The organism is Zhihengliuella halotolerans (assembly GCF_004217565.1).
GTDB lineage: Bacteria > Actinomycetota > Actinomycetes > Actinomycetales > Micrococcaceae > Zhihengliuella > Zhihengliuella halotolerans.
On sequence record NZ_SHLA01000001.1, the window covers coordinates 3,412,135 to 3,431,168 of the forward strand.

The following is a 19,034-nucleotide window of genomic DNA, read 5'->3' on the forward strand; positions in this document are numbered from 1 at the left end:
GGCTAACCGACCCGCACGCGCGGGTCGAGGCGGACGTAGACGAGATCGACGAGGAAGTTCGCGAGCAGGACGGCCGCGGTGATCGTCAGGAACAGGCCCTGCATGAGGGGGTAGTCGAGCCCCTGGACGGCGGCCAAGAGCTGGTAGCCGACGCCGGGGTACGCGAAGACGACCTCGGTGAGCAGCGCGCCGCCGACGATGAAGCCGAGGCTCATGCCGATGTTGGTCACGGACGGCAGCAGCGCGTTGCGGGCCGCGTAGTTGAACATGATGCGACGCGGACGCAGGCCTTTCGCCTCGGCCATCAGGATGTAGTCCTCGGCGTTGGTCGAGATCATGGTGTTGCGCATGCCGAGCATCCAGCCGCCGATCGAGACGAGGACGATCGAGAGGGCGGGAAGGATGAGGTGCGCGGCGACGTCGGAGATGAAGGTCAGGTCCCACGACGGGGTGAGCCCGACCGAGAACGCGTGGCGCAGCGGCGAGATCCCGAGGGCGACCCCGAAGACGTAGAGCGAGCCCATCGCGAGCCAGAAGTACGGGAAGGATCCGATGAACACGAGCAGTGGCGGCACGACCGAATCCAGCGCCCCGCCGCGGCGCCAGGCCGCAAGGATGCCGAGGAGGTTGCCGATGATGACGGCCAGGAACAGGGATACCGCTCCGAGCAGCAGCGTCCACGGCAGCTGGGCGGCGATGACCTCGCTCACCGGGGTGGGAAAGCGAGAGATCGACACGCCGAAGTCGCCGGTGAACACGCGGCCGATGTAGGCGAAGTACTCCTGCCACCAGGGGCCGCCCTCGACGCCGAGGAGTCGCTGCAGGGATTCGACCTGCTGCGGGTCGAGTCGCTGCTGTGAGCGGGAGAGCATGCGGGTGACGGGGTCGCCCGGCATGAGCCGGGGGAGCATGAAATTAAGGGTGATGGAGGCCCAGAACGCGACGAGGTAGAAACCGAGCCTGCGCAGGATGAAGCCCATGACTGTCCTTCCGAAGGGGGTGGCGGAGCCGGCGCGGCGGTCTCGCCGCCGCGCCGGGTGCGCGGGTGCTGCGCCCGTTGGATCCGGGCGGATGTGGATGCGCCGGGTGGCGCCGGGGCCTACTCGGCCGGCTCGAGCGAGGTCAGCACGAGGACCGTCGTCGGGGCCCGGGTAGCCAGCGTGGCGTACGGGTCCTCCTCGGTGGGCCAGCCGACGAAGTTGTCGGTCGTGTAGGCGCCCCACTCCGGGCCGGGGAAGAGCGGCACGACGGGCGCGAGCTCGGAGTAGATCCGCTGCAGCTCGCTCATGATGTCGGCCTGCTCGGCCTCGTCGGAGGTCGCGGCGAAGTCGGCGAGCAACTCGTCGGCGCGCTCGTCGCCGAGCCGGTGGTAGTTGTCGAACGTCTGCTCTCCGACGTCCTTGACCGACTCGGTGGACATGATGTTCCGGTAGTACTGGTACGGGGTGGGCGCGTTGGCGCTCCAGACGATCCCCGTCTCGAACTCGCCGGTCTCGTAACCGGCGACGACGGCGGCCCAGTCGGGTGAATCGACCGTGGCCTTCACGCCGATGTCCTGGAGGTTCTGCGCGATGATGTTCGCGACCGAGAGCCAGTCGGAGGAGGTCGAGCCGACGGAGATGTCGAACGCGAACGGCTCGCCGTCCGGCGTCGTGCGCTGCCCGTCGGCACCGGCGGTGAAGCCGGCGTCGTCGAGCAACTCGGCGGCCGCGTCGGCGTCGTACCCGGTCCAGTCGCAGTCGGCGACGACGTCAGCGTCGCGCCACTCGTCGTAGTTGCCCGAGAGGCCCGTGCAGTCCGCGGGAATCGTGTAGTCGGACATCCCGACCTTCACGATCTGTTCGCGATCGATCGCCATGCTCAGCGCCTTGCGGACGTCGGGGTCGGCGAACATGTCGAGCGTCGTGTTCAGCTGCCAGTTGATCTCGGCGCCGGTCGGCGGGAACCAGTAGGCCCGGTTTTCCGGGTCCTTGTCCACGAACGTGGACTGGATGTCGGGCATGTACTGCGGCGCCCAGTCGACGTCGCCGTTGACCGCGGCGAGGTTGGCGCCGTCGTTGCCGGCGAACGCGAGCATCCGCACGCCCGGGATCTTCTGCTTCTCCGGCTGCCAGTAGTTCGGATTGGGCAGCAGGTCGAAGGACTGGGTCTGGAAGTTCGAGACCTCGGTGTAGGGGCCCGTGCCGACCGGCGTCGGATTCTCCTCGTTGCCCGGGTCCTCGAACTCGGACCAGATGTGATCGGGCACGATGACCTGCTGTCCGACCTCGAAGAGCGCCGGGGAGAACTTCCGGTTGAACGTGAACTGCACGGTCTTCTCGTCGATGGCCTTGACGGTGTCGAGGTAGTCGAAGCCGCCGAGCAGCTCGCGCTGCAGCTCGAAGGTCGTGACGATGTCGGCGGCGACGAAGTCCGCCCCGTCGGACCACTTGACGCCTTCGCGCAGGTGGAAGGTCTGCGACAGGCCGTCGTCGGCGGCCTCCCACGACTCGGCGAGCCACGGGACGGTGTCGCCGCCGGCGGGGTTGTAGATCAGCAGCGATTCGTAGACCGACTGCGTGGTCATGGGTGCGGCGTTGGGGGAGAACGGGTTGAAGTTTTGGGAGAACGTGCCCATGTCTTCACGGGGGACGGTGAGCATGGGGCCGGACTCGGCGGCGCCGTCGTCGGGCGTCGCCGTGCAGCCGGTCAGGGCCAGGGCCCCTATCGCGGTGACGGCGCCGGCCCTGAACAGGGCGCGCCGGATGGATGTGGATATCATGAAGTGACCTCTTCCGGATCAAATGGTGGTGCGGGAGGGTGAGTTCTTCAGCGGAGTGCGATTCCAACTGAAGAACGCTGTCGCAGCGGGCAGTCGAGGGCGAGGTGCGAACTCGTCTCCCGGCTGCCCGTTGTCAGTTCGGCCAGTTTCCTGACCCCGGCGGCGCCCATCTCCTCGAAGGGGAGGGCGACGGTCGTCAGGCCCGGCCGAAGACTGTCGGCCAGTGCCTGCTGATCATCGAAGCCGATGATCGAGATTTCGTGGGGGATCCGCAGACCCCGTTCCTTGACGGCGTCGTAGGCGCCCATGGCCATGCGGTCGTTTCCGCAGAAGAGCGCCGTCGGCGGGTTCGGTCCGTCGAGAAGTTCCGCCGCACCCCGGTAGCCGCTCTCCGCGGTGCCGTCGCCGGCGACGACCCGCTTGTCCGGGAGCGCGACGCCCGCGGCGGAGAGCTCACCCCCGAAGCCTCGGAGGCGTCCCACCTGCGCGGGGATGCCCGGGGGCAGGGTGATGTGGGCGATCTCGCGGTGGCCGGACGCCAACAGCTCCCGCGCGGCAGCCCTGCCCCCGGCCTCTTCGTCCGGCACGATGCTCGGCAGCCGACCCGACTCGTCAAAGCAGTGCACCAACACGGTCGGGATTTGGTGGGCGTTCTCCGGAACCCGGACGGCCTGGTGCCACGAGGCCGCGATGATCAGGCCTTCGATGCGCTGCTCGAGCAGCTTCTCGATCGCCGCCGACTCCATGTCCTGCTCGTTCTCGCTGGGGGCGATGAGGAGGAAGCGGTTGTCCTCCCACGACTGCCATTGCGCGCCCTTGATGACATCGGCGGCGAAGGGGCTCGTCACGATTTCGGTGACCAGCCCGAAGAGCCCGGACCGCTGGCTGGCCAGCGCCCGGGCTGCGGCGTTGCGTCGGTAGCCGAGCCGTTCCGCGGCCTCGGCGATGCGCGCCCGGGTGGAGGCCGGGATGTTGGCCCCCGAGCGGTCGTTGAGCACGAAGGAGACCGTGGTCCGGCTGACGCCGGCCGTGCGCGCGACGTCGGCCATGGTGACGGCCCGTCCCGGTGTGGTCTCCATCGATGCTCCTCGTGTAGGTGTTTCGGTTGCTAGTAACTCGCGTTACCAGCGCATGGATCAAAGGTAACGCGCTTCACTAACACGTGTCAAGGGTCACATTCCCTGCTTGTCGCCCGACGCCGGCGGGGAACCTGAATACTGGCCGTGAATCCGCGGCACGGCGCGCCGCAGGCGCCGCCGCGATGGCACAGTGGGTCATGATGTGAGCAGGCTGCGCATCTCGTGCCGGCCGTTGCAGACTCGTGACGAGGAGGGCTCCATGATTACCCCGGATGGTGGAAACTGGCTGCAGACACCGGTCGTCGAACTGGACCGGCTGTTCCCGGACGCGCAGGCGAGGATCTTCGCGAAGCTCGACCAGTTGCAGGTCGCCGGCAGCACCAAGGAGCGCACCGCGGCCTCACTGTTGGACGGCGCTGAGGCCGACGGGCTCCTGCTCCCCGGCGGCACCGTCGTCGAATCGAGTTCGGGCAACCTCGGCATCGCCCTCGCCCGGCACTGCGCCCTGCGCGGCTACCGCTTCGTCGCCGTCGTCGATGAAAACGCCAACTCTGCCGCCGTGCGCATGATGGAGGCGTTCGGCGCACGCGTGGACCGCGTCGACCCGGAGGACGGCAACCTGCTCGCCGCTCGCCGGCTCCGCGTGCGCGAGCTGTTGGCCGAGATCGAGGGCGCCGTCACCACAGATCAGTACGGTTCGCGCCACAACCCGCGCGCCCACGAGACGTCCACCATGCCGGAGTTCCTCGCCGCGGCCGGCACCTTGGACACCCTCTTCGTCGCCACCAGCACCACCGGCACGCTCGTCGGCTGCCACCGCTACGTGCGCGAGCACGGGCTGGGCACGCGCCTCGTCGCCGTCGACGCCGCCGGTTCCGTCCTCTTCGGCGGCGATCCCGCGCCGCGCCGCTTGCCCGGCCTCGGCGCCGGTGTCCTGCCAGCGCTGCACGATCACGCCGCCCCGGACGCCATCGTCCGCGTCCCGGAACCCGACATGATCTGGGGCTGCCGCCGCCTCGCCCGCACCGAGGGCCTGCTCGCGGGCGCCTCCACCGGAGCGATCGTCGCCGCCCTGGCGCGGAGCCTCGCCGCGGACGAGGGCGCGCTCGGCGCGCGCGTCGGGGTCCTCGTGCACGATTCCGGCGTGCCGTATCTGGACACCGTGTACGACGACGACTGGGTCGCCTCCGCGTACCCGCACGTCGCCGAGGGGCTGCTCGGCGCGGGCGCGCTGGACGGGCCGCTGCCGCCGTCGTACGCAGAAAACGCGGCGCCGTGAACGCACCTGAAGTGCGCGTCGCCGTCGTCGGCGCCGGGCCGAAGGCGCTGTTCGCGCTGCAGGAACTGCACGAGCGACTGCCCTCCGACGCCCGGGCGAGTGTCGACGTTTTCGATCCGGCGCCACCCGGCGGTGCCGTCTGGGATCCGGAGTTGCCGGCAGTGCTGCGCCTGAACGCGCCGGCGGCGATGGTCGACGCGCGCTTCTCCGGCTTCGGCGAGACCCTGAGCGAGTGGATCGCGCGCACGCACCCGGCGCACGCAGGGGAGTCGTTCCCGCCGCGCCGGATCGTGGGCGAGTACCTGGGCCTGGCCTTCGACCGGCTGGCGCGGAGCCCGCGGCTCGACCTGCGCCACCATCGGCGCCGGATCCACGGGCTCGGTACCGGGCCGGGGCTGCTCGACGCCGACGGGTTCGACGAGGTGCTGCTGTGCACCGGGCACGCGGGGCCCGGTGCGCGGCTCCCGGAGGCCGTCGCGGCGGCGGAAGCGGGCGGGTGTGTGGACGTGCGCGGGGCAGCGCTGACCGGGCTCGATGCGGTGCTGCTGTTGACCGAAGGACGCGGCGGGCGCTGGAGCCGGATCCCCGGCGACCGACTCGGCTTGCTCGCGTACGAACCCTCCGGCGCCGAGCCCGCGCGCATCCGCCTCGTTTCGCGCACGGGGGCCGTCCTGTCGCCCAAACCCGAGCGCAGGCACCCGGAGCTGGGGCCGGTCATCGACGCGGCCACCGAGCGGATCAGGGCCTGGGCGACAGCCATGCGCGGGACGCCGGCCGGTGCGGTGCGGCCGGCGTCACCGGTGTCGCTGGATCCGCTGTGGCGAGTGCTCCTCGGCGCGGCCGCCGAAGCAGCCGCCGTCTTCGGCGTCGAGACCACCGGCCTGCGGCTCTGGCGGACGCTGCTCACCGGGCGCCCCGAACGTGACGCCGAGGTGTGGGCCGGGCGCCGGCAGGCCGAGTTCCTGCGTCAGCGGCTCGAGATCGACGCCGGGCTGCGCCGCCCCGACGAGGCGTGGATCCTCGGTCGGCTCTGGCAGGGCCTCTACCGCGAGATGGTGCGCGCACTGGACCGCGTGCCGCGCACCGCGCGCGACCAGAGGCGCTTTCGCGCCGCGGCGGCCTGCCAGGAACGCACCGCCTTCGGCCCGCCGGCGGAGACCGTGCGCAAGCTGCTTGCCCTGGTCGGCGCCGGGATCGTGGAGATCCGAGCCGGGATGCCGGCGGGGGAGTTCGTGGATGCGGTGACGACCGGCCCCGGCGTGCTGCGCCAGCCGGTGCCGACGGCGCCCGAGCCCGCCCGAACGCCCGCCCCCGCACTGCAGGTCTCCGTGACCGACTTCCACGACCCGCTCTACGCGGACTTGCACGCCCGCGGCCTCATCAGCGTGCGGCCCGGCGAGCGAGGGCTCCTGACGGACACCGACGCCGCCTGCCTGAGACCTGACGGCCGGCGGACGGAGTGGCTCGCGTGCCTGGGCCGGCCCACGGAGGATCCCGTGCTCGGCCACGACACGCTTGACCGCACCCTGCACGCCGACGGCCGGCGGTGGGCGGCCGCCGTCGTCGAACGACTCGCCCGCCCGCAGGACCCGCGCCGCAACCCACGGAAGGAACACGCACGCGCATGAACACCACACCGACAAGGGCCCCCGTGGACAGGAGCCTCTGCGCCGGGCCGCAGCCGCTGACGGCGCGGCTCGAGCCGTGGATGCGCGACCTGCTGGCCGACCACGAGGTCTGCCGTGCGCTGATCGCAGAGCACGGTTCGCCCGTGAACGTCATCGACACCGCTCCGCTGGCGCGGAACATCGGCGAGCTGCGGGCGGCCGCCGCGGCGCACGGCGTCGACTTCGAGGTGTACGTGGCCCGCAAGGCGAACAAGGCGCTGGCGGTCGTCGACGCGGCGCGCGCGGCCGGGGCCGGCGTCGACGTGGCGAGCGACGACGAGCTCGCCCAGGTGCTGGACCGAGGGGTCGAGCCGGAGAAGATCATCCTCACCTCCGCCGTGAAACCGCCGGCGACCCTGCGCCGCGCCCTGGACGCAGGCGTCGTCGTGAGCCTCGACAACCGCGACGAGCTCGACGACCTGCTCGCCGAGGCCGGGGCCGGCGGGGCCGACGTCGCGCTGCGCATCGCCGCGCAGACCGCCGGCGTCCGGCCCACGCGATTCGGACTGGCGCCGGCGGAATGGATCGAGGCGCTCGGCGTCGCGGGCGACCGGGTGCGGGTGGCCGGCGTGCATTTCCACCTGCACGGGTACGCGGCCGCGGACCGGATCGCGGTGCTGGGCGAGGCGCTCGCGTTCGTCGACCGGCTGCGCGGGCACGGGCACGACGTGCGGTTCGTCGACATCGGCGGCGGCATCCCGATGACGTACCTCGACGACCGGACCCAGTGGGATGAGTTCTGGGCCGCGATGCGCGCGCGGCGTGCGGACCTGGCCGCCGGTGGAGCGCTGACCGGAGAGCTGACCTGGAACGACGACCCGCTGGGGCTCGACGGGTCCGGCGGCGTCTATCCGTTCTGGCAGGAGGCCACCCGCGGCCCGTGGCTCGAGGAGGTGCTGACCGGCCGCGTCGGCGGTACGAGCGTCGCGACGGCCCTGCGCGAGCGGGGGCTGCAACTGCGCTGCGAGCCCGGCCGCGCGCTCCTCGACGGCTGCGGGCTGACGCTGGCGTCGGTCGCCTTCCGCAAGAAGCGCGCCGACGGCGTCCCGCTCGTCGGCCTGCACATGAATCGCACGCAGATGCGCTCGACTTCGCTCGACGTGCTCATGGATCCGCTCCTGGTGCGTCCGCCCGACGCGGCCGGCGCCGACCCCGTCGAGGCGTACCTCGTCGGCGCGTACTGCATCGAGGACGAACTCATCCTGCGCCGGCGCCTGAGCTTCCCGGCCGGCGTGCGGCGCGACGACGTGGTCGCGTTCCCCAATACGGGCGGCTACCTCATGCACATCATCGAGAGTGCGTCCCACCAGATCCCGCTCGCCGCCAACGTCATCCGGAGGGCGAACGGCTTCGAGGGGGACCTCATCGACGGGCCGGTCGCCGGGGCATGAGTCGTCCGGGGCAGGATCGCGCCCGCGGAGTTCCGGCGACACGGACCCGGTGCTAGAGTCCTATTCCATGAATGCTTGGAATAGTGGAACGGCGGAAAAGACGGACGTCTTCGACTCCTTCGCCGAGATCGTCAAGGCCGTCGCGAACGGCCGCCGGCTGGAGCTTCTCGAGCTCATGGCCCAGGGCGAGCACGCCGTGGAGGAGCTCGCCCGGGCCACGGGTGCCGCGGTCACGACGACGTCGGCGCACTTGCAGACGCTCAAACGCGCCGGGCTCGTCGCCACGCGCCGGGAGGGCAACAGCATCCGCTACCGGCTCGCGGGTGACGATGTCGCTGAGCTCTACACCGCGGCCAAGCGCGTCGCGTTGGCGCGCTCGCCGCGACTCCGCGAGGCGCTCGAGTCCTACCTAGGGCCAGCGCAGCCGGCCGCCGTGGACCCGGCCGCCGTGACCGCAGAGATGTTCGTGCTCGACGTGCGCCCGCGCGAGGAGTACGACGCGGGCCACTTCGTCTCGGCGGTCTCGATCCCGCTCGCCGAGCTCGAGGATCGCTACGGAGAGATCCCCGACGGGGTGCGTGTCGTCGTCTATTGCCGCGGCGAGCTGTGCCGCATGGCCCGCGAGGCCGCCGCCTGGCTGCGCGAGCGCGGCGTCGACGCGGCGGCGATGGTCGGCGGCGTCGTCGAATGGCGCGCCTCCCGGGAGGTGCGTCTTGCCGTCGCGTGAGGTGGAGCCGGCCGCGTCCGCAGCGCCGGACGCCGCCGAGATTGCGCGCGTCCAGCGACGCACCCTCGGCGTGGTCGTGACCAGTCAGGTCCTCGGTGGTGCCGGACTGGCTGCCGGGATCACCGTGGGCGCACTGCTCGCGCAGGACATGCTCGGCTCGGAGGGACTCGCCGGCGTCCCCACGGCCCTGTTCACCCTCGGCTCCGCGCTCGCCGCGTTCCTCGTCGGGCGCCTCACCCAACGCTGGGGCCGCCGGATCGGCCTCGGCCTCGGATTCGGTGCCGGAGGACTCGGCGCGTTCGGCGTCGTCGCAGCGGCGGTGACCGGCGACGTCGTGCTGCTCTTCGCCTCCCTGTTCGTCTACGGGGCGGGCACCGCGACCAACCTGCAGGCGCGCTACGCCGGCACGGATTTGGCCGCGCCCGAGAAGCGCGGCACCGCCGTGAGCATCGCGTTGGTCTCGACCACGCTGGGCGCCGTCGCCGGGCCGAACCTCGTGGAGCCGCTCGGGCACCTCGCGACGGGCCTGGGGATTCCCGCGCTCGCCGGGCCGTTCCTGCTGGCCGGGGCCGCCTATCTGGCGGCCGGCGCGGCGCTGCTGGCGATGCTCCGGCCGGATCCGTTCCTGCTGGCGCGGAGCATCGAGGCCGCGGAACGGGCGGCGAGCCCGGAGACCGACGGCCCGGCGCCGCGCCCGGGCACGGGCGCGTACGTCGGAGCGGCGGTCATGGTGCTCACGCAGATCGCCATGGTCGCGATCATGACGATGACGCCCGTGCACATGCGCGCCCACCACCACGGGCTCGGCGCCGTGGGCCTCGTCATCGGGCTGCACGTCGCGGCCATGTTCCTGCCGTCGCTGGTCACGGGCCTGCTCGTCGACCGGCTGGGCCGCATCCCCGTGGCGGTCGCCGCGGGGGTCACGCTACTCGCCGCGGGCGGCGTTGCGGCGTTCGCGCCCGGGGATTCGCTCGGGCTGCTCATCCTCGCCCTCGTGCTTCTCGGGTTGGGCTGGAACTTCGGGCTCATTTCCGGGACCGCCCTCGTGGTCGACGCGACGGTCCCGGCCAACCGCGCCCGCACGCAGGGCACTATCGACGTCGGCATCGCGCTCGCCGGAGCCGGCGGCGGGATGATGTCGGGCATGGTCATGGCCGCCACCAGCTACGCCTTCCTGTCGACGGCCGGCGGCTTCCTGGCTCTGCTGCTCATCCCGGTGCTGATCTGGGCGCACCGGTCGCGCAAAGTTCCGGTCGCGACCTGAAGCCGCCCGGGTTCACCGATCGCGCTCAGCGGAGCACGATGTCCGTCGCGACCGCCGGCGAGAGGCCAGTCGCCACGAAGCCGGAGACGTTGGATCCCGGGTGCTTGACGATGTCCGTGATCGAGCCCAGGTGCTTCGCCAGGTCCACCTTGTCCTCGGGAGCGGCCAGCAGCAGCTGGAACCCAAACTCCTGCAGCGCGTTGATGCCGGCGCCCGCGTACTCCGCGTTGGCCTGGATGAATGCCTCGTCGATCATCACGGTCCCGTAGGTCGTGAAGCCCTGCGTCGCTAGGCCGAGCTGGTACGCGAGCGCGGCGCCCATGATGAACGACGTGAAGCGCTGGCCCTCGCCGCCGGAAAGCGTGCCCGGCTCGAGCCCGGCCTCGATCTCGCCGTTGCCCTTGTGTTCGTTGCAGCTGATCACCACGTGGCGGCGGACGTCCAGCACGGTGTCCCGCCACGCGGCGCGCCCGGTGTCGTCGAGGGCGTCGACGAGCCGCTCGAGCCGCTCGTACTGCGCTGACAGATCGTCCGCGGCCGCGCCGTACGCGTGCCCGAGCGCCTCTTTCAGCTCCGCCTTGAAGGCCCGCGCCTCCTCCGGAACGGCCGTTGTCAGCTCGAGCCGCAGCCGCGAGCTCGTCCCGTCGGGCCCCTTCTCGAACGGCACGTCGGAGAGGATCTGGTTGAGTGGCTCGATGCGTTCGCCGATCGCCCGCCGTTCCTCCTCGAGCAGCTGCAGCAGGTCGGAGAACCGCTCGTAGGAGCGGTTGGAGAAGTACTCGCGGAACTCCTCTTCGCGCTGGGGCAGCCCCTCGGCGACGATTGATTCGTACAGCCGCACGTAGTCCGGTGCCGCGTCGACACCCGTGCCGTACGATGCCGAGGCCCCGGGCCCGAAGGTTCGCGCGAACTCGCGGAACGTCTCCGTCAGGTCGGCCTCGGCGGCGAAGATGGCCTGCCGCGCCTGCGCCTCCGCTCCCTGCAGCTTCAACGCCGCGGACGACGCCGCGGCCTCCACCTCCGCGCCGCTCGCCGCACCCGCGAGGTCGGGGAAGCGGGTGAGCAGTTCGGCGCACTCGTCCTCGGTCGCGGGGTCGGTGGCCGCGGCGTCGTCCGGGGCGGACCCGGTTCCCGCACCGGATGCGGCCGCGGGGAGGGGCGCCGCGGCGAGCCGCCGCTCGGCCGCGCTCAGAGCGGACTCGAGCCGCGCGGCCTCGCTGCGCAGCACCGCGAGCCGGCCCACGGTCCCCTCCCGCTCGGCCTGCGCTTCCTCCAGGGCGGAGCGCACCTCCGCAAGCGAGGCGTCGTCGTTCATGACGGCCTGCAGCCGCGACTCGAGGTCGGCGACGGCCGCGGCGGCAGGAGTCGTGTCGAGGCGCGCGAACTCGCGGGCGTCATCGGCCAGAGCGGCCAGCGCGCGCATCCGTCCGGCGAGGTCCCGGGTCGAGGCGCTGCGCTCGTCGGCGGCCGCCTCGGCTGCGTCGCGCTCGGCCGCGAGCGCTGCGGCCGACTCCTCGAGTTCGGCGATCTTGGCCTCGTTCGTGAAGCCCAGGAGGTAGTCCGAGGCCGCGATGGGCCGGGTGTCCCGCTCGAACGATCCGCGCCCGGTCTTCAGGGTTCCGGCCAGCGAGATCGCCCGCTCGTGCTCGTGCAGCCCGGCGTCCGTCTCGACGCAGGCCAGCGGGTAGTCGGCGGTGATCTTCGCGCGGAGCCACGCACCCGCCGCGTTGTCCTTGAACTCGAGCCTGGTCACCAGGTCGGTCGCCCCGGGGGTCGCCGGCCGGGGCGCCTGCGCGAGATCGACCCAGCGCAGCCGCGAGCCGACCCCGTCCGCGACGCCGGAGTCGATCGCGCGCGTCACCGCCTCCAGGTGCTCGCCGGGCACGAGCAGCGTCGTCGCCAGGCGGCGGAGCGCCTTCTCCGCGGCGGGACGCCACGCGCCCGCGTCCGGGGCCAGGTCCACGAGCTCGCCGCCGAACGGCAGCGACTCCGGATCGATCCCGGTCACCGAGCAGATCGCGCGCCGCGCGGTCGCCGAGCGGTCATCGATGTTGGACCCGCGGCGCCGGTACGAGTCGATGTCGGCCCGCAACTGCCGCAGCTTCTCGCGGGTGGCCATGACCTGGGCCATCGCTTCGTACTCGAGCGTGCGGGTGTCCTGCTCGATCGAGGAGAGCCGCCGCGCGGTCGCGGCCGCCTCGGTCCGCATCGCGGCCAGGCCTTCGGCGGTGAAATCCAGTTCGACGCCGGCGCGCCCGGCTTCCGCGACCAGCTTCGCGGCCGTTTTCTCGCGTTCGGCGAGAGCGGAGCGCGCGGTCTCGAGCTCGCGTTCTAGGGTGCGCAGCGCCTGCCCGCCGTGGGCGTCGTGCTGCTCCTGCAGGGACGTGACCCGGGCGTCCAGCCCGCTCTTCTGCCGCGCGGCCGCAGCGATCTGCGCCCGGTGCTCACCCAGCTCGGCCTCCAAGCGGGCCGCCTCGGCGCCGTGCACCTCGGCGGTGCGTGCGGCCCGCACGTGCGGCAGCACGTCGTCGTACCAGCGCTTGGCGGCGGAGCGCTCGGCGAGCAGCTCGAGATAGCGGCCGTAGCGCTCGGGCACCAGCTCGAGGGCATCGCGCTGGGCGCGGGCGGTCTCGAGTTGGCGGTGGATCCCGCGCAGGTGGGCGAAGTCCTCGACGGCCCCGTCGGCGGCCGCGAGCGTGGCCGGGGCCTCGAGCACCTCCTGGCGGAAGAAGAGGTTCACGCCGCGGTCCAGGCCCTTGCCGTTCTGCAGGGTGCGCAGCAGGCTGAACGCCTTGTCGTGGTCGATGCCGAGGCGGCGGCGGAAGCGCTCGGCGAACGTCTTGTGGGTGTCGTAGACCTCGAACCCGGTCAGCGCCTTCGACAGGGTGGACGCGGAGAAGCGGCGGGAACCGGGCTGGGCGAGCTGCTCCTCGAGAGCGGCCGTGTCGAGGGGGCCGTCGCCGATGACGTAGTGCTTGCCGACCTGGCCCTCGAGCCCGCCGGAGGGCACGTCGAAGAGCGCGGCGATGCACGTCTGGGAACCAAGCCCGTTCTCGTAGACGAGTCCGACGGCGCTCCACGTCGAGCCGGGGCGCTGCGCGACGACGCCGTCGGCCGTCTTGAACTGCCGCCCGCGCATGTACGAGTAGGTGGTGCGGCGGTCGCGTCGGGTCGAGGCCTCGTGGGCGGACTCGTTCAGACGCGGGAGAGCATGGAAGATGTGCCCGATGCCGTCGAACAGCGTGGACTTGCCGACGCCGGGGTGGCCCGTGAGCAGCGTGCCGTGCCGGTCGACGTAGAGGCTGTGCCGGCCGTGGAACGTGCCCCAGTTGATGACCTGGATCTCGCGCAGCCGGTGCTGGCCCGGGTTGACGGACTCGCCGAGCGGGAGGGTGTACTCGATGCCCATCTACGCGTTCTCCTTCGTCTCGGTCGCCTCGAACAGGTCGTCGTCGACGGCGGATGCGGCGCTCGGCGCCTCGTCGAGCGGCACCGATCCGGCGTCGGTGCGTTCGATCGCCGCGAGGTAGGCGGGGATCTCGTCGATCGTCGTGAACGGCAGCGCGAGCGCCAGCGCCGCGGAGACCCGGTACTCGTGCTCGAGCTCGGTCGGCACCACGAGCTTCAGGGCCAGCAGGCGCGCCAGCGAGGAGTCGGTGAGTTCCTCGAGCCGCTTGTCGTCGACGGCGCCCGGCTGCCGGTGCTCCTCGAGGATGTCGCGGGCGCCCGCCCGCGAGATGACCGGATCCGTGCCGGTGCCGGCGTGCCGCTCGAGCAGCAGCCGCAGCCGCAGGGCGAGCAGTGTCTCCTCACGGCGCAGGGGGCGGCGCGGGGCGATCGGCGTCGTGTGCGGCTCGTCCATCTCGACCGGCGCCAGCAGCGCGATCTTGCGGTCCTCGTCGATGACCAGGTGCAGGAACAGCTCGGAGACGAACGCGGAGATGTCTTCGCGCCGGTCCAGGATCCGCTGCCACAGCTTCGCGTCTCCGGTCCCGTCGACGTACGGCCCGCGCAGCAGCCGCACGAGCGCCTGGCGCAGGGGCAGCTCGAACCGGCCGGCGTCGCCCTCGAACAGGGCCCCGTCGGGGATGGGATCGTTCATGCTGTCTCCTCGGTTCTCGTGGCCGCGGTGCCGTGCGCGGCAGCGAATTCGGGTGCGTACGTCACGCGCGGCAGGTAGGCCGTGCGCTCGGAGCCGTCGACCTGCCGGATGTCGACGGCTTGGAAGTCGGTCGTGTCCAGGGCGGCCGCGTCGGTGATCCGGGCGAGCTCGATCAGGTACCGGACCGAGTTCAGGTGGCGGTGCTGCGGCTCGAGCGTCTCGAAGACCTCCCCGAGCGTCACCGAACGCCCGCCGCCGGCGGGCGCCGCCGTCGTGCGGGATTCCAGGGCGTGCACGACGGCGGCGCGCAGCACGCCCGTGTCGGCGCCGGGGGTGATGGGGGTGCGGTGGATGTCGGCGGCGGAGAGGGGCGGCGGGTCGGCGAGCTTCGGCGGGGCGACGTGCTCGGCGGGGTCGAAGATGCCGAGGTCGGCGAGCGTCGCGAAGTGCGGTTCGTAGAGGCTCAGCGGCGCGACGGGCGTGCGCGGGCGCAGCGCTGGCGAGGCGGCCGTGGCGAGCTCGGCGGCGCGGATGGCACGGCGGAGCTGCTCGGACTCGCGCAGCTCGTCCGACTGGACGTAGGCGTGCAGGGACTCGGAGAGCTTTCCGTAGGTCGCATGCACCTCGGTGGCCTGGCGCCGCAGCTCACGCAACATGTTCGCGATCGTGTGGCGCTCGCCGGCGGTGAGGTCGTCGACGAAGCCGCGCGCGAGGACCTCGGTGACGGCCTCGCGGAAGCGGGCCTGCTGGGCGGGGTCGTTGAGGAAGTCGGTGAAGCCGCGGAACGTCTCGCCCTCGGGCGTCGAGCGGAGCTGGCGGTCGCCCTCGAGCACCTGGCCGACCGCGACGCCCTTGGAGACGGAGGACTCCATGATCTCCTGGCGGATCCCGTGCAGCATCTCCTGCACGCCGTCGCGCATGCGCTTGAAGTCGGCCGGCAGGTTGGCGGCGAGGTCGAGGATGCTACGGGCGGCGGCGACGGCGCCGTCGTCGGAGAGCATGGCCGGCGCCTCGCCGCTGCGCAGCGCGTCGAGCCGGGCGCGGCGGTCGGCGATCTCGGACTCGAGCTGGCGGATGCGGGCCTCGGGGTCCGGGTCGGTCTCGTGGGCGAGGGATTCGAGGCTCGAGAGCAGTGCGGAGAGGCGGGAGGAGTTCAGGTTGGTGCCGGAGCCGGCGACGGAGTCGAGGAAGCGCAGGACGCGGGCCGTGTGCGCCGTCGGCTCGTAGACGAAGAAACCGTCGACGAGCGGACGCGCGAGGAACCCCGCCTTGACCCACGAGTCGGCGTACTGGGCGGCGCGCCAGGCGTCGTTGAGCGGGACCTCGGGGGAGTCGGCGCGCAGCTGCTTGAGGAACGTGTCGAGGCTCGCGTGGAACGCCTCGAGCGCGACGCGCGGCGCCGCGGACGTGAATTCGGCGCGCAGGAAGGCGGCGACCCAGGGCGCGGCCGAGAGGAGCTTCCACCCCGCGGATTCGCGAAAGTCCAGCTGGTCGGCCCAGGTGGCGACAGCGGGGTGGGGGAGGCGCATGCGGTGCTTTCTCGAGACGAACAAGTGGCGGACGTCCGCCCTGGTGCCGGGCCTGCTCGCGCCCGGGCATCCGATTCTAGGCCACGGTGCTGAACACGCGCTGGTCGAAGTGCTCTGCGCCTCAACACCGTGCGCGAACACCGTGCGCGCGAGGGCCGGGGCCGAGTCAGCGCATGGTGTCGAACCGGGCGCGGAGCACCTGGTACGCGCCGTAGAGCACCAGCCCCGCGGCCAGGGCCAGCAGCCACCATGGGCCGTACGGCTGGTCCCGCACGGACTGCAGCGCGCCGTCGAGCCCGCGGGAGTCGTTCGGGTCGTTCTGGACGGTGGCGACGACGAACAACAGGCCGAGGGAGGCCAGAACGAGCCCCTTGGCGATGTACCCCGCCGTGCCCAAGATCGTGGTGACGAGGCGGATGGGGCTGTTGGGCAGCGTGTGCAGGTCCTTGGGGAAGCGGCGGGAGAGGCCCTTGTAGATGTGATAGCCGGCGACGACGAGGATCGCCACCCCGACGCCGATGAGCAGCGCCGAGCCGGCCGGGTTCTTCATGAGTTCGGCGGAGAGGCTCTGCGTGCTCTCCGCGGAGCTGCTCCTCGCTCCGAGCGCGTAGCGCAGGATCGTCACCGCGATGGTGAGGTAGACCGCCGTCGTGCCGGCATTCTTGAGGCGACCCGTAACCTTTTCACGGCCGAACAGCGCCCGGCCCAGCATCCACAGCCCGAGCAGGGCGCAGGCGGCGCCGGCGAGCACGAGGCCCGCGACACCGAACGGCCGCGCGGCGACGGCCTGCAACGCGCCGGTGTGATCGGCGTCCGCGCTGCCGCCGAGGGCGACGATCGCCGTCAGCCAGCCGAGAATCATGTGCAGCACGCCGCTGGTGACGTAGCCCGACCGGGCGAGCGCCGCGAAGCGGTCGTCGTGGACGGCGGAGCGGGCGGCGCGCAGCGGCTTCGACGTGCTGGATTCTCCGCGGTCCTTCATGAGCACAAGCATAGAGCCAGACCGCCAGCCCGGCTGGGGTGTCGACGCGTCGAGACACCGCTGTTGCCGACGTGGGACGTGCCTGCTCTAGCATTGATGAGTTGCCGAGGGGAGTGCCCTCGGCTTTCTCATGTTCGACAAAGAGGTGTACATGACCGCGTGGTCCCTGTTTACCGATCTTGGCTGGATCTGCGCCCTGCTGCTCGTGGGCGCCTTCCTGCGCGCCAAGGTGCCGTTCATCCAGAGCATCTTCCTGCCGTCGAGTCTCATCGCGGGGGTCCTGGGCCTCGTGCTCGGCCCGAAGATGCTCGGGATCATTCCCTTCTCCTCGGAGATCTCCAGCTACGCGGGTGTCTTGATCGCCGTGGTCTTCGCCGCCTTGCCGTTCACCTCCAAGGTGGCCTCGCTCAAGGGCGTAATGCGGTCCGTGGGGACGATGTGGGCGGTGTCGCAGTCGGCGGTGGTCCTGCAATGGGGTGTGGGGCTGCTCTTCGCGCTCGGCGTCGTCAGCATCTTCTTCTCCTCGGTTCCGGACGGTTTCGGGCTGATGATCGCCACGGGATTCATGGGTGGGCACGGCACGGCCGCCGCCATCGCCGAGAGCTTCGGCGACCGCTGGCCCGAAGCGGCGAGCCTGGGCATGACGGCCGCGACCGTGGGCATCATCGTCTCCGTCGTGGGCGGCATCATCCTCATCAAGATCGAGTCCATGCGCGGCAACACGGTCTATCTCTCGCATTTCAAGGACCTGCCGCGCAGCCTGCGCACGGGCATGATCGAACCAGAGAAGCGAGAATCGATCGCCTCAAGCCCCGTCTCCTCGATGTCGATCGACCCGATGATCTACCACGCCGGAGTCCTCTTCGCGATCGCCGGTCTCTCCTACGTGATCTCCGACTGGGCCGGGTCCATGGTGGAGGGCCTGAACATCCCGACCTTCTCCGTCGCGTTCATCGTCGGGTACCTGGTGTTCGGCGTGATGACCAAGGCCGGCGCCCTGCGCCACTTCGACACCCGGCTCTTCGAACGCACCTCGAGTTCGTCGACCGACCTGCTGGTCGCGTTCGGGATCGCCTCGATCGACCCGGCCATTGTCGTCGCCTACGCCGGACCGCTCGCGCTGCTGATGGTCTTCGGGATCGTCGCGATGGTGGGGTTCTACTTCTTCGTCGCCAAGCGCTTCTTCACCGACCACAAGGTCGAGCAGTCCGTTTTCACGTGGGGCTGGGGCACGGGAACGGTCGCGATGGGGATCGCCCTCCTGCGCGTCGTCGACCCTCAGATGCGATCCAAGACCCTCGACTACTACGGCCTGGCCTACATCCCCATCGGCTTCGGCGACATCGCCTTCGTCGCGTTGCTGCCGGCGCTGATCATGGCCGGCCTGGCCTGGCCGGCGGCGATCACGCTGACTGTCGCCGGGGTCGCGATCCTCACCGCAGCGAGGCTGCTGCGCCGGAAGGGTGCGCAGTCGCCGGACGAGGTCAAGGTCCCGGCCGCCGTCGACTGATTTTCAGGAGATTCCTAGCGGGCCGGGGTTCACAGGCCGCGGGCCGGATTCTACGCTGAAAAGACCGGTCCCGTTGAAGGGACCCCGCCTGCGGGGCCGGACGAGCTGATCCTGAACGGACGCTCGAACGCCGACCCGAAGGAGTGCATCATGGCAACGGTCTCCGAACGCATCGAAGTCCTCGTCCCCGTGAGTACCGCCTACAACGAGTGGACGCAGTTCGAATCCTTCCCGCGGTTCATGCACGCTGTCCAGGACGTCACACAGGTCGACGACGCCACCAACCGCTGGACGGTCTCCGTCGCGGGCGTCGAACGCACCTTCCGGACCCGTATCACCGAGCAGGTGCCCGACGAGGTCATCGCCTGGGAGACCATCGATGGCAAGGGCCACAACGGGCGCGTGACGTTCACGTCGATCGAGGTGGCCGAGTCGGAACCGGACCCGGACAACCTGCACGTCGCGGGCTCAGGCCCGTTTGTGGCCGGGCTCGAGGTGACGGCGGCGACGCGCGGCCTGCACGTCACTCCGGAACCCGAGGAGCCGGCCATGCCGAAGGGCCGACCGGGCACGCTCGTCGAGGTCGAGATCACGTGGGACGACGAGACGTTCCTCGAGAAGCTCGGCGACAAGCTGGGCCTCGACGACGCTCAGGTGAAGCGGGATCTGCGCCGGTTCAAGAAGCTCGTCGAGGCCGAAGGGGCCGAGGGCGAATGGCGCGGCGAGATCCACGATGGGTAGGG

The 19,034-nt window shown here is 71.3% G+C and carries 14 protein-coding genes; 7 read left to right on the forward strand and 7 right to left on the reverse strand.

All coding sequences use genetic code 11. The features are described 5' to 3' along the window. Window positions 1–2: 2 nt before the first annotated feature. From EV380_RS15770 to EV380_RS15780, 3 genes are all read right to left on the reverse strand, one after another. Entirely contained in the window at window positions 3–980 is a 978-nt protein-coding gene (locus tag EV380_RS15770; RefSeq protein ID WP_102160385.1) for an ABC transporter permease, read from the reverse strand. 119 nt (window positions 981–1,099) lie between these two features. Beyond that, complete coding sequence (locus EV380_RS15775; protein ID WP_130451913.1) at window positions 1,100–2,761, reverse strand: ABC transporter substrate-binding protein; 1,662 nt, start codon at window positions 2,759–2,761, stop codon at window positions 1,100–1,102. Between the two features lie 47 nt (window positions 2,762–2,808). Further along, on the reverse strand, window positions 2,809–3,840 hold the full coding sequence (locus EV380_RS15780) for a LacI family DNA-binding transcriptional regulator (protein ID WP_130451914.1): 1,032 nt from the start codon (window positions 3,838–3,840) through the stop codon (window positions 2,809–2,811). A gap of 259 nt (window positions 3,841–4,099) precedes the next feature. Between EV380_RS15780 and EV380_RS15785 the strand changes: the two genes are divergently transcribed. From EV380_RS15785 to EV380_RS15805, 5 genes are all read left to right on the forward strand, one after another. Continuing rightward, on the forward strand, window positions 4,100–5,119 hold the full coding sequence (locus tag EV380_RS15785) for a pyridoxal-phosphate dependent enzyme (RefSeq protein ID WP_130451915.1): 1,020 nt from the start codon (window positions 4,100–4,102) through the stop codon (window positions 5,117–5,119). After that, window positions 5,116–6,747, forward strand: coding sequence for an FAD/NAD(P)-binding protein (locus EV380_RS15790; RefSeq protein WP_165391984.1), 1,632 nt, complete (start codon window positions 5,116–5,118; stop codon window positions 6,745–6,747). Before EV380_RS15785 ends, EV380_RS15790 begins: the two co-directional genes overlap by 4 nt. Beyond that, the gene (locus EV380_RS15795) at window positions 6,744–8,177 is read left to right on the forward strand and encodes an alanine racemase (RefSeq protein WP_130451917.1); all 1,434 of its coding nucleotides are present in this window, start codon (window positions 6,744–6,746) and stop codon (window positions 8,175–8,177) included. Before EV380_RS15790 ends, EV380_RS15795 begins: the two co-directional genes overlap by 4 nt. Window positions 8,178–8,244: 67 nt before the next feature. Further along, window positions 8,245–8,904, forward strand: coding sequence for an ArsR/SmtB family transcription factor (locus EV380_RS15800; protein ID WP_130451918.1), 660 nt, complete (start codon window positions 8,245–8,247; stop codon window positions 8,902–8,904). Then, on the forward strand, window positions 8,891–10,168 hold the full coding sequence (locus EV380_RS15805; RefSeq protein WP_130451919.1) for an MFS transporter: 1,278 nt from the start codon (window positions 8,891–8,893) through the stop codon (window positions 10,166–10,168). The genes EV380_RS15800 and EV380_RS15805 overlap by 14 nt, the downstream gene beginning before the upstream one ends. A 25-nt stretch (window positions 10,169–10,193) precedes the next feature. On the opposite strand, the gene EV380_RS15810 is transcribed toward EV380_RS15805, so the two are convergent. The 4 genes from EV380_RS15810 to EV380_RS15825 all read right to left on the reverse strand — a co-directional run bounded on the left by EV380_RS15810 (window position 10,194) and on the right by EV380_RS15825 (window position 16,781). Then, window positions 10,194–13,577: an ATP-binding protein gene (locus tag EV380_RS15810; protein WP_130451920.1), complete on the reverse strand. Its 3,384-nt coding sequence runs from the start codon at window positions 13,575–13,577 to the stop codon at window positions 10,194–10,196. Then, window positions 13,578–14,270: a DUF4194 domain-containing protein gene (locus tag EV380_RS15815; RefSeq protein WP_130451921.1), complete on the reverse strand. Its 693-nt coding sequence runs from the start codon at window positions 14,268–14,270 to the stop codon at window positions 13,578–13,580. It lies immediately after the preceding gene. Further along, the gene (locus EV380_RS15820) at window positions 14,267–15,799 is read right to left on the reverse strand and encodes a DUF3375 domain-containing protein (RefSeq protein WP_130451922.1); all 1,533 of its coding nucleotides are present in this window, start codon (window positions 15,797–15,799) and stop codon (window positions 14,267–14,269) included. Before EV380_RS15820 ends, EV380_RS15815 begins: the two co-directional genes overlap by 4 nt. 166 nt (window positions 15,800–15,965) lie before the next feature. After that, window positions 15,966–16,781, reverse strand: a complete 816-nt coding sequence (locus EV380_RS15825; protein WP_165391985.1) for a DUF1206 domain-containing protein — start codon at window positions 16,779–16,781, stop codon at window positions 15,966–15,968. A gap of 151 nt (window positions 16,782–16,932) precedes the next feature. Between EV380_RS15825 and EV380_RS15830 the strand changes: the two genes are divergently transcribed. Further along, entirely contained in the window at window positions 16,933–18,291 is a 1,359-nt protein-coding gene (locus tag EV380_RS15830; protein ID WP_165391986.1) for a sodium/glutamate symporter, read from the forward strand. Between the two features lie 150 nt (window positions 18,292–18,441). Continuing rightward, complete coding sequence (locus EV380_RS16945) at window positions 18,442–19,032, forward strand: SRPBCC family protein (RefSeq protein WP_242607659.1); 591 nt, start codon at window positions 18,442–18,444, stop codon at window positions 19,030–19,032. The last annotated feature ends 2 nt before the right edge of the window (window positions 19,033–19,034 follow it).

Bases quoted from the DNA above. Each gene is read 5' to 3' on its own strand.
- EV380_RS15815 (WP_130451921.1), bottom strand. From the start codon at position 14,270: ATGAACGATCCCATCCCCGACGGGGCCCTGTTCGAGGGCGACGCCGGC.
- EV380_RS15825 (WP_165391985.1), bottom strand. From the start codon at position 16,781: ATGAAGGACCGCGGAGAATCCAGCACGTCGAAGCCGCTGCGCGCCGCC.
- EV380_RS15820 (WP_130451922.1), bottom strand. From the start codon at position 15,799: ATGCGCCTCCCCCACCCCGCTGTCGCCACCTGGGCCGACCAGCTGGAC.
- EV380_RS15785 (WP_130451915.1), top strand. From the start codon at position 4,100: ATGATTACCCCGGATGGTGGAAACTGGCTGCAGACACCGGTCGTCGAA.
- EV380_RS15810 (WP_130451920.1), bottom strand. From the start codon at position 13,577: ATGGGCATCGAGTACACCCTCCCGCTCGGCGAGTCCGTCAACCCGGGC.
- EV380_RS15800 (WP_130451918.1), top strand. From the start codon at position 8,245: ATGAATGCTTGGAATAGTGGAACGGCGGAAAAGACGGACGTCTTCGAC.
- EV380_RS15795 (WP_130451917.1), top strand. From the start codon at position 6,744: ATGAACACCACACCGACAAGGGCCCCCGTGGACAGGAGCCTCTGCGCC.
- EV380_RS15780 (WP_130451914.1), bottom strand. From the start codon at position 3,840: ATGGAGACCACACCGGGACGGGCCGTCACCATGGCCGACGTCGCGCGC.
- EV380_RS15830 (WP_165391986.1), top strand. From the start codon at position 16,933: ATGACCGCGTGGTCCCTGTTTACCGATCTTGGCTGGATCTGCGCCCTG.
- EV380_RS15775 (WP_130451913.1), bottom strand. From the start codon at position 2,761: ATGATATCCACATCCATCCGGCGCGCCCTGTTCAGGGCCGGCGCCGTC.
- EV380_RS16945 (WP_242607659.1), top strand. From the start codon at position 18,442: ATGGCAACGGTCTCCGAACGCATCGAAGTCCTCGTCCCCGTGAGTACC.
- EV380_RS15770 (WP_102160385.1), bottom strand. From the start codon at position 980: ATGGGCTTCATCCTGCGCAGGCTCGGTTTCTACCTCGTCGCGTTCTGG.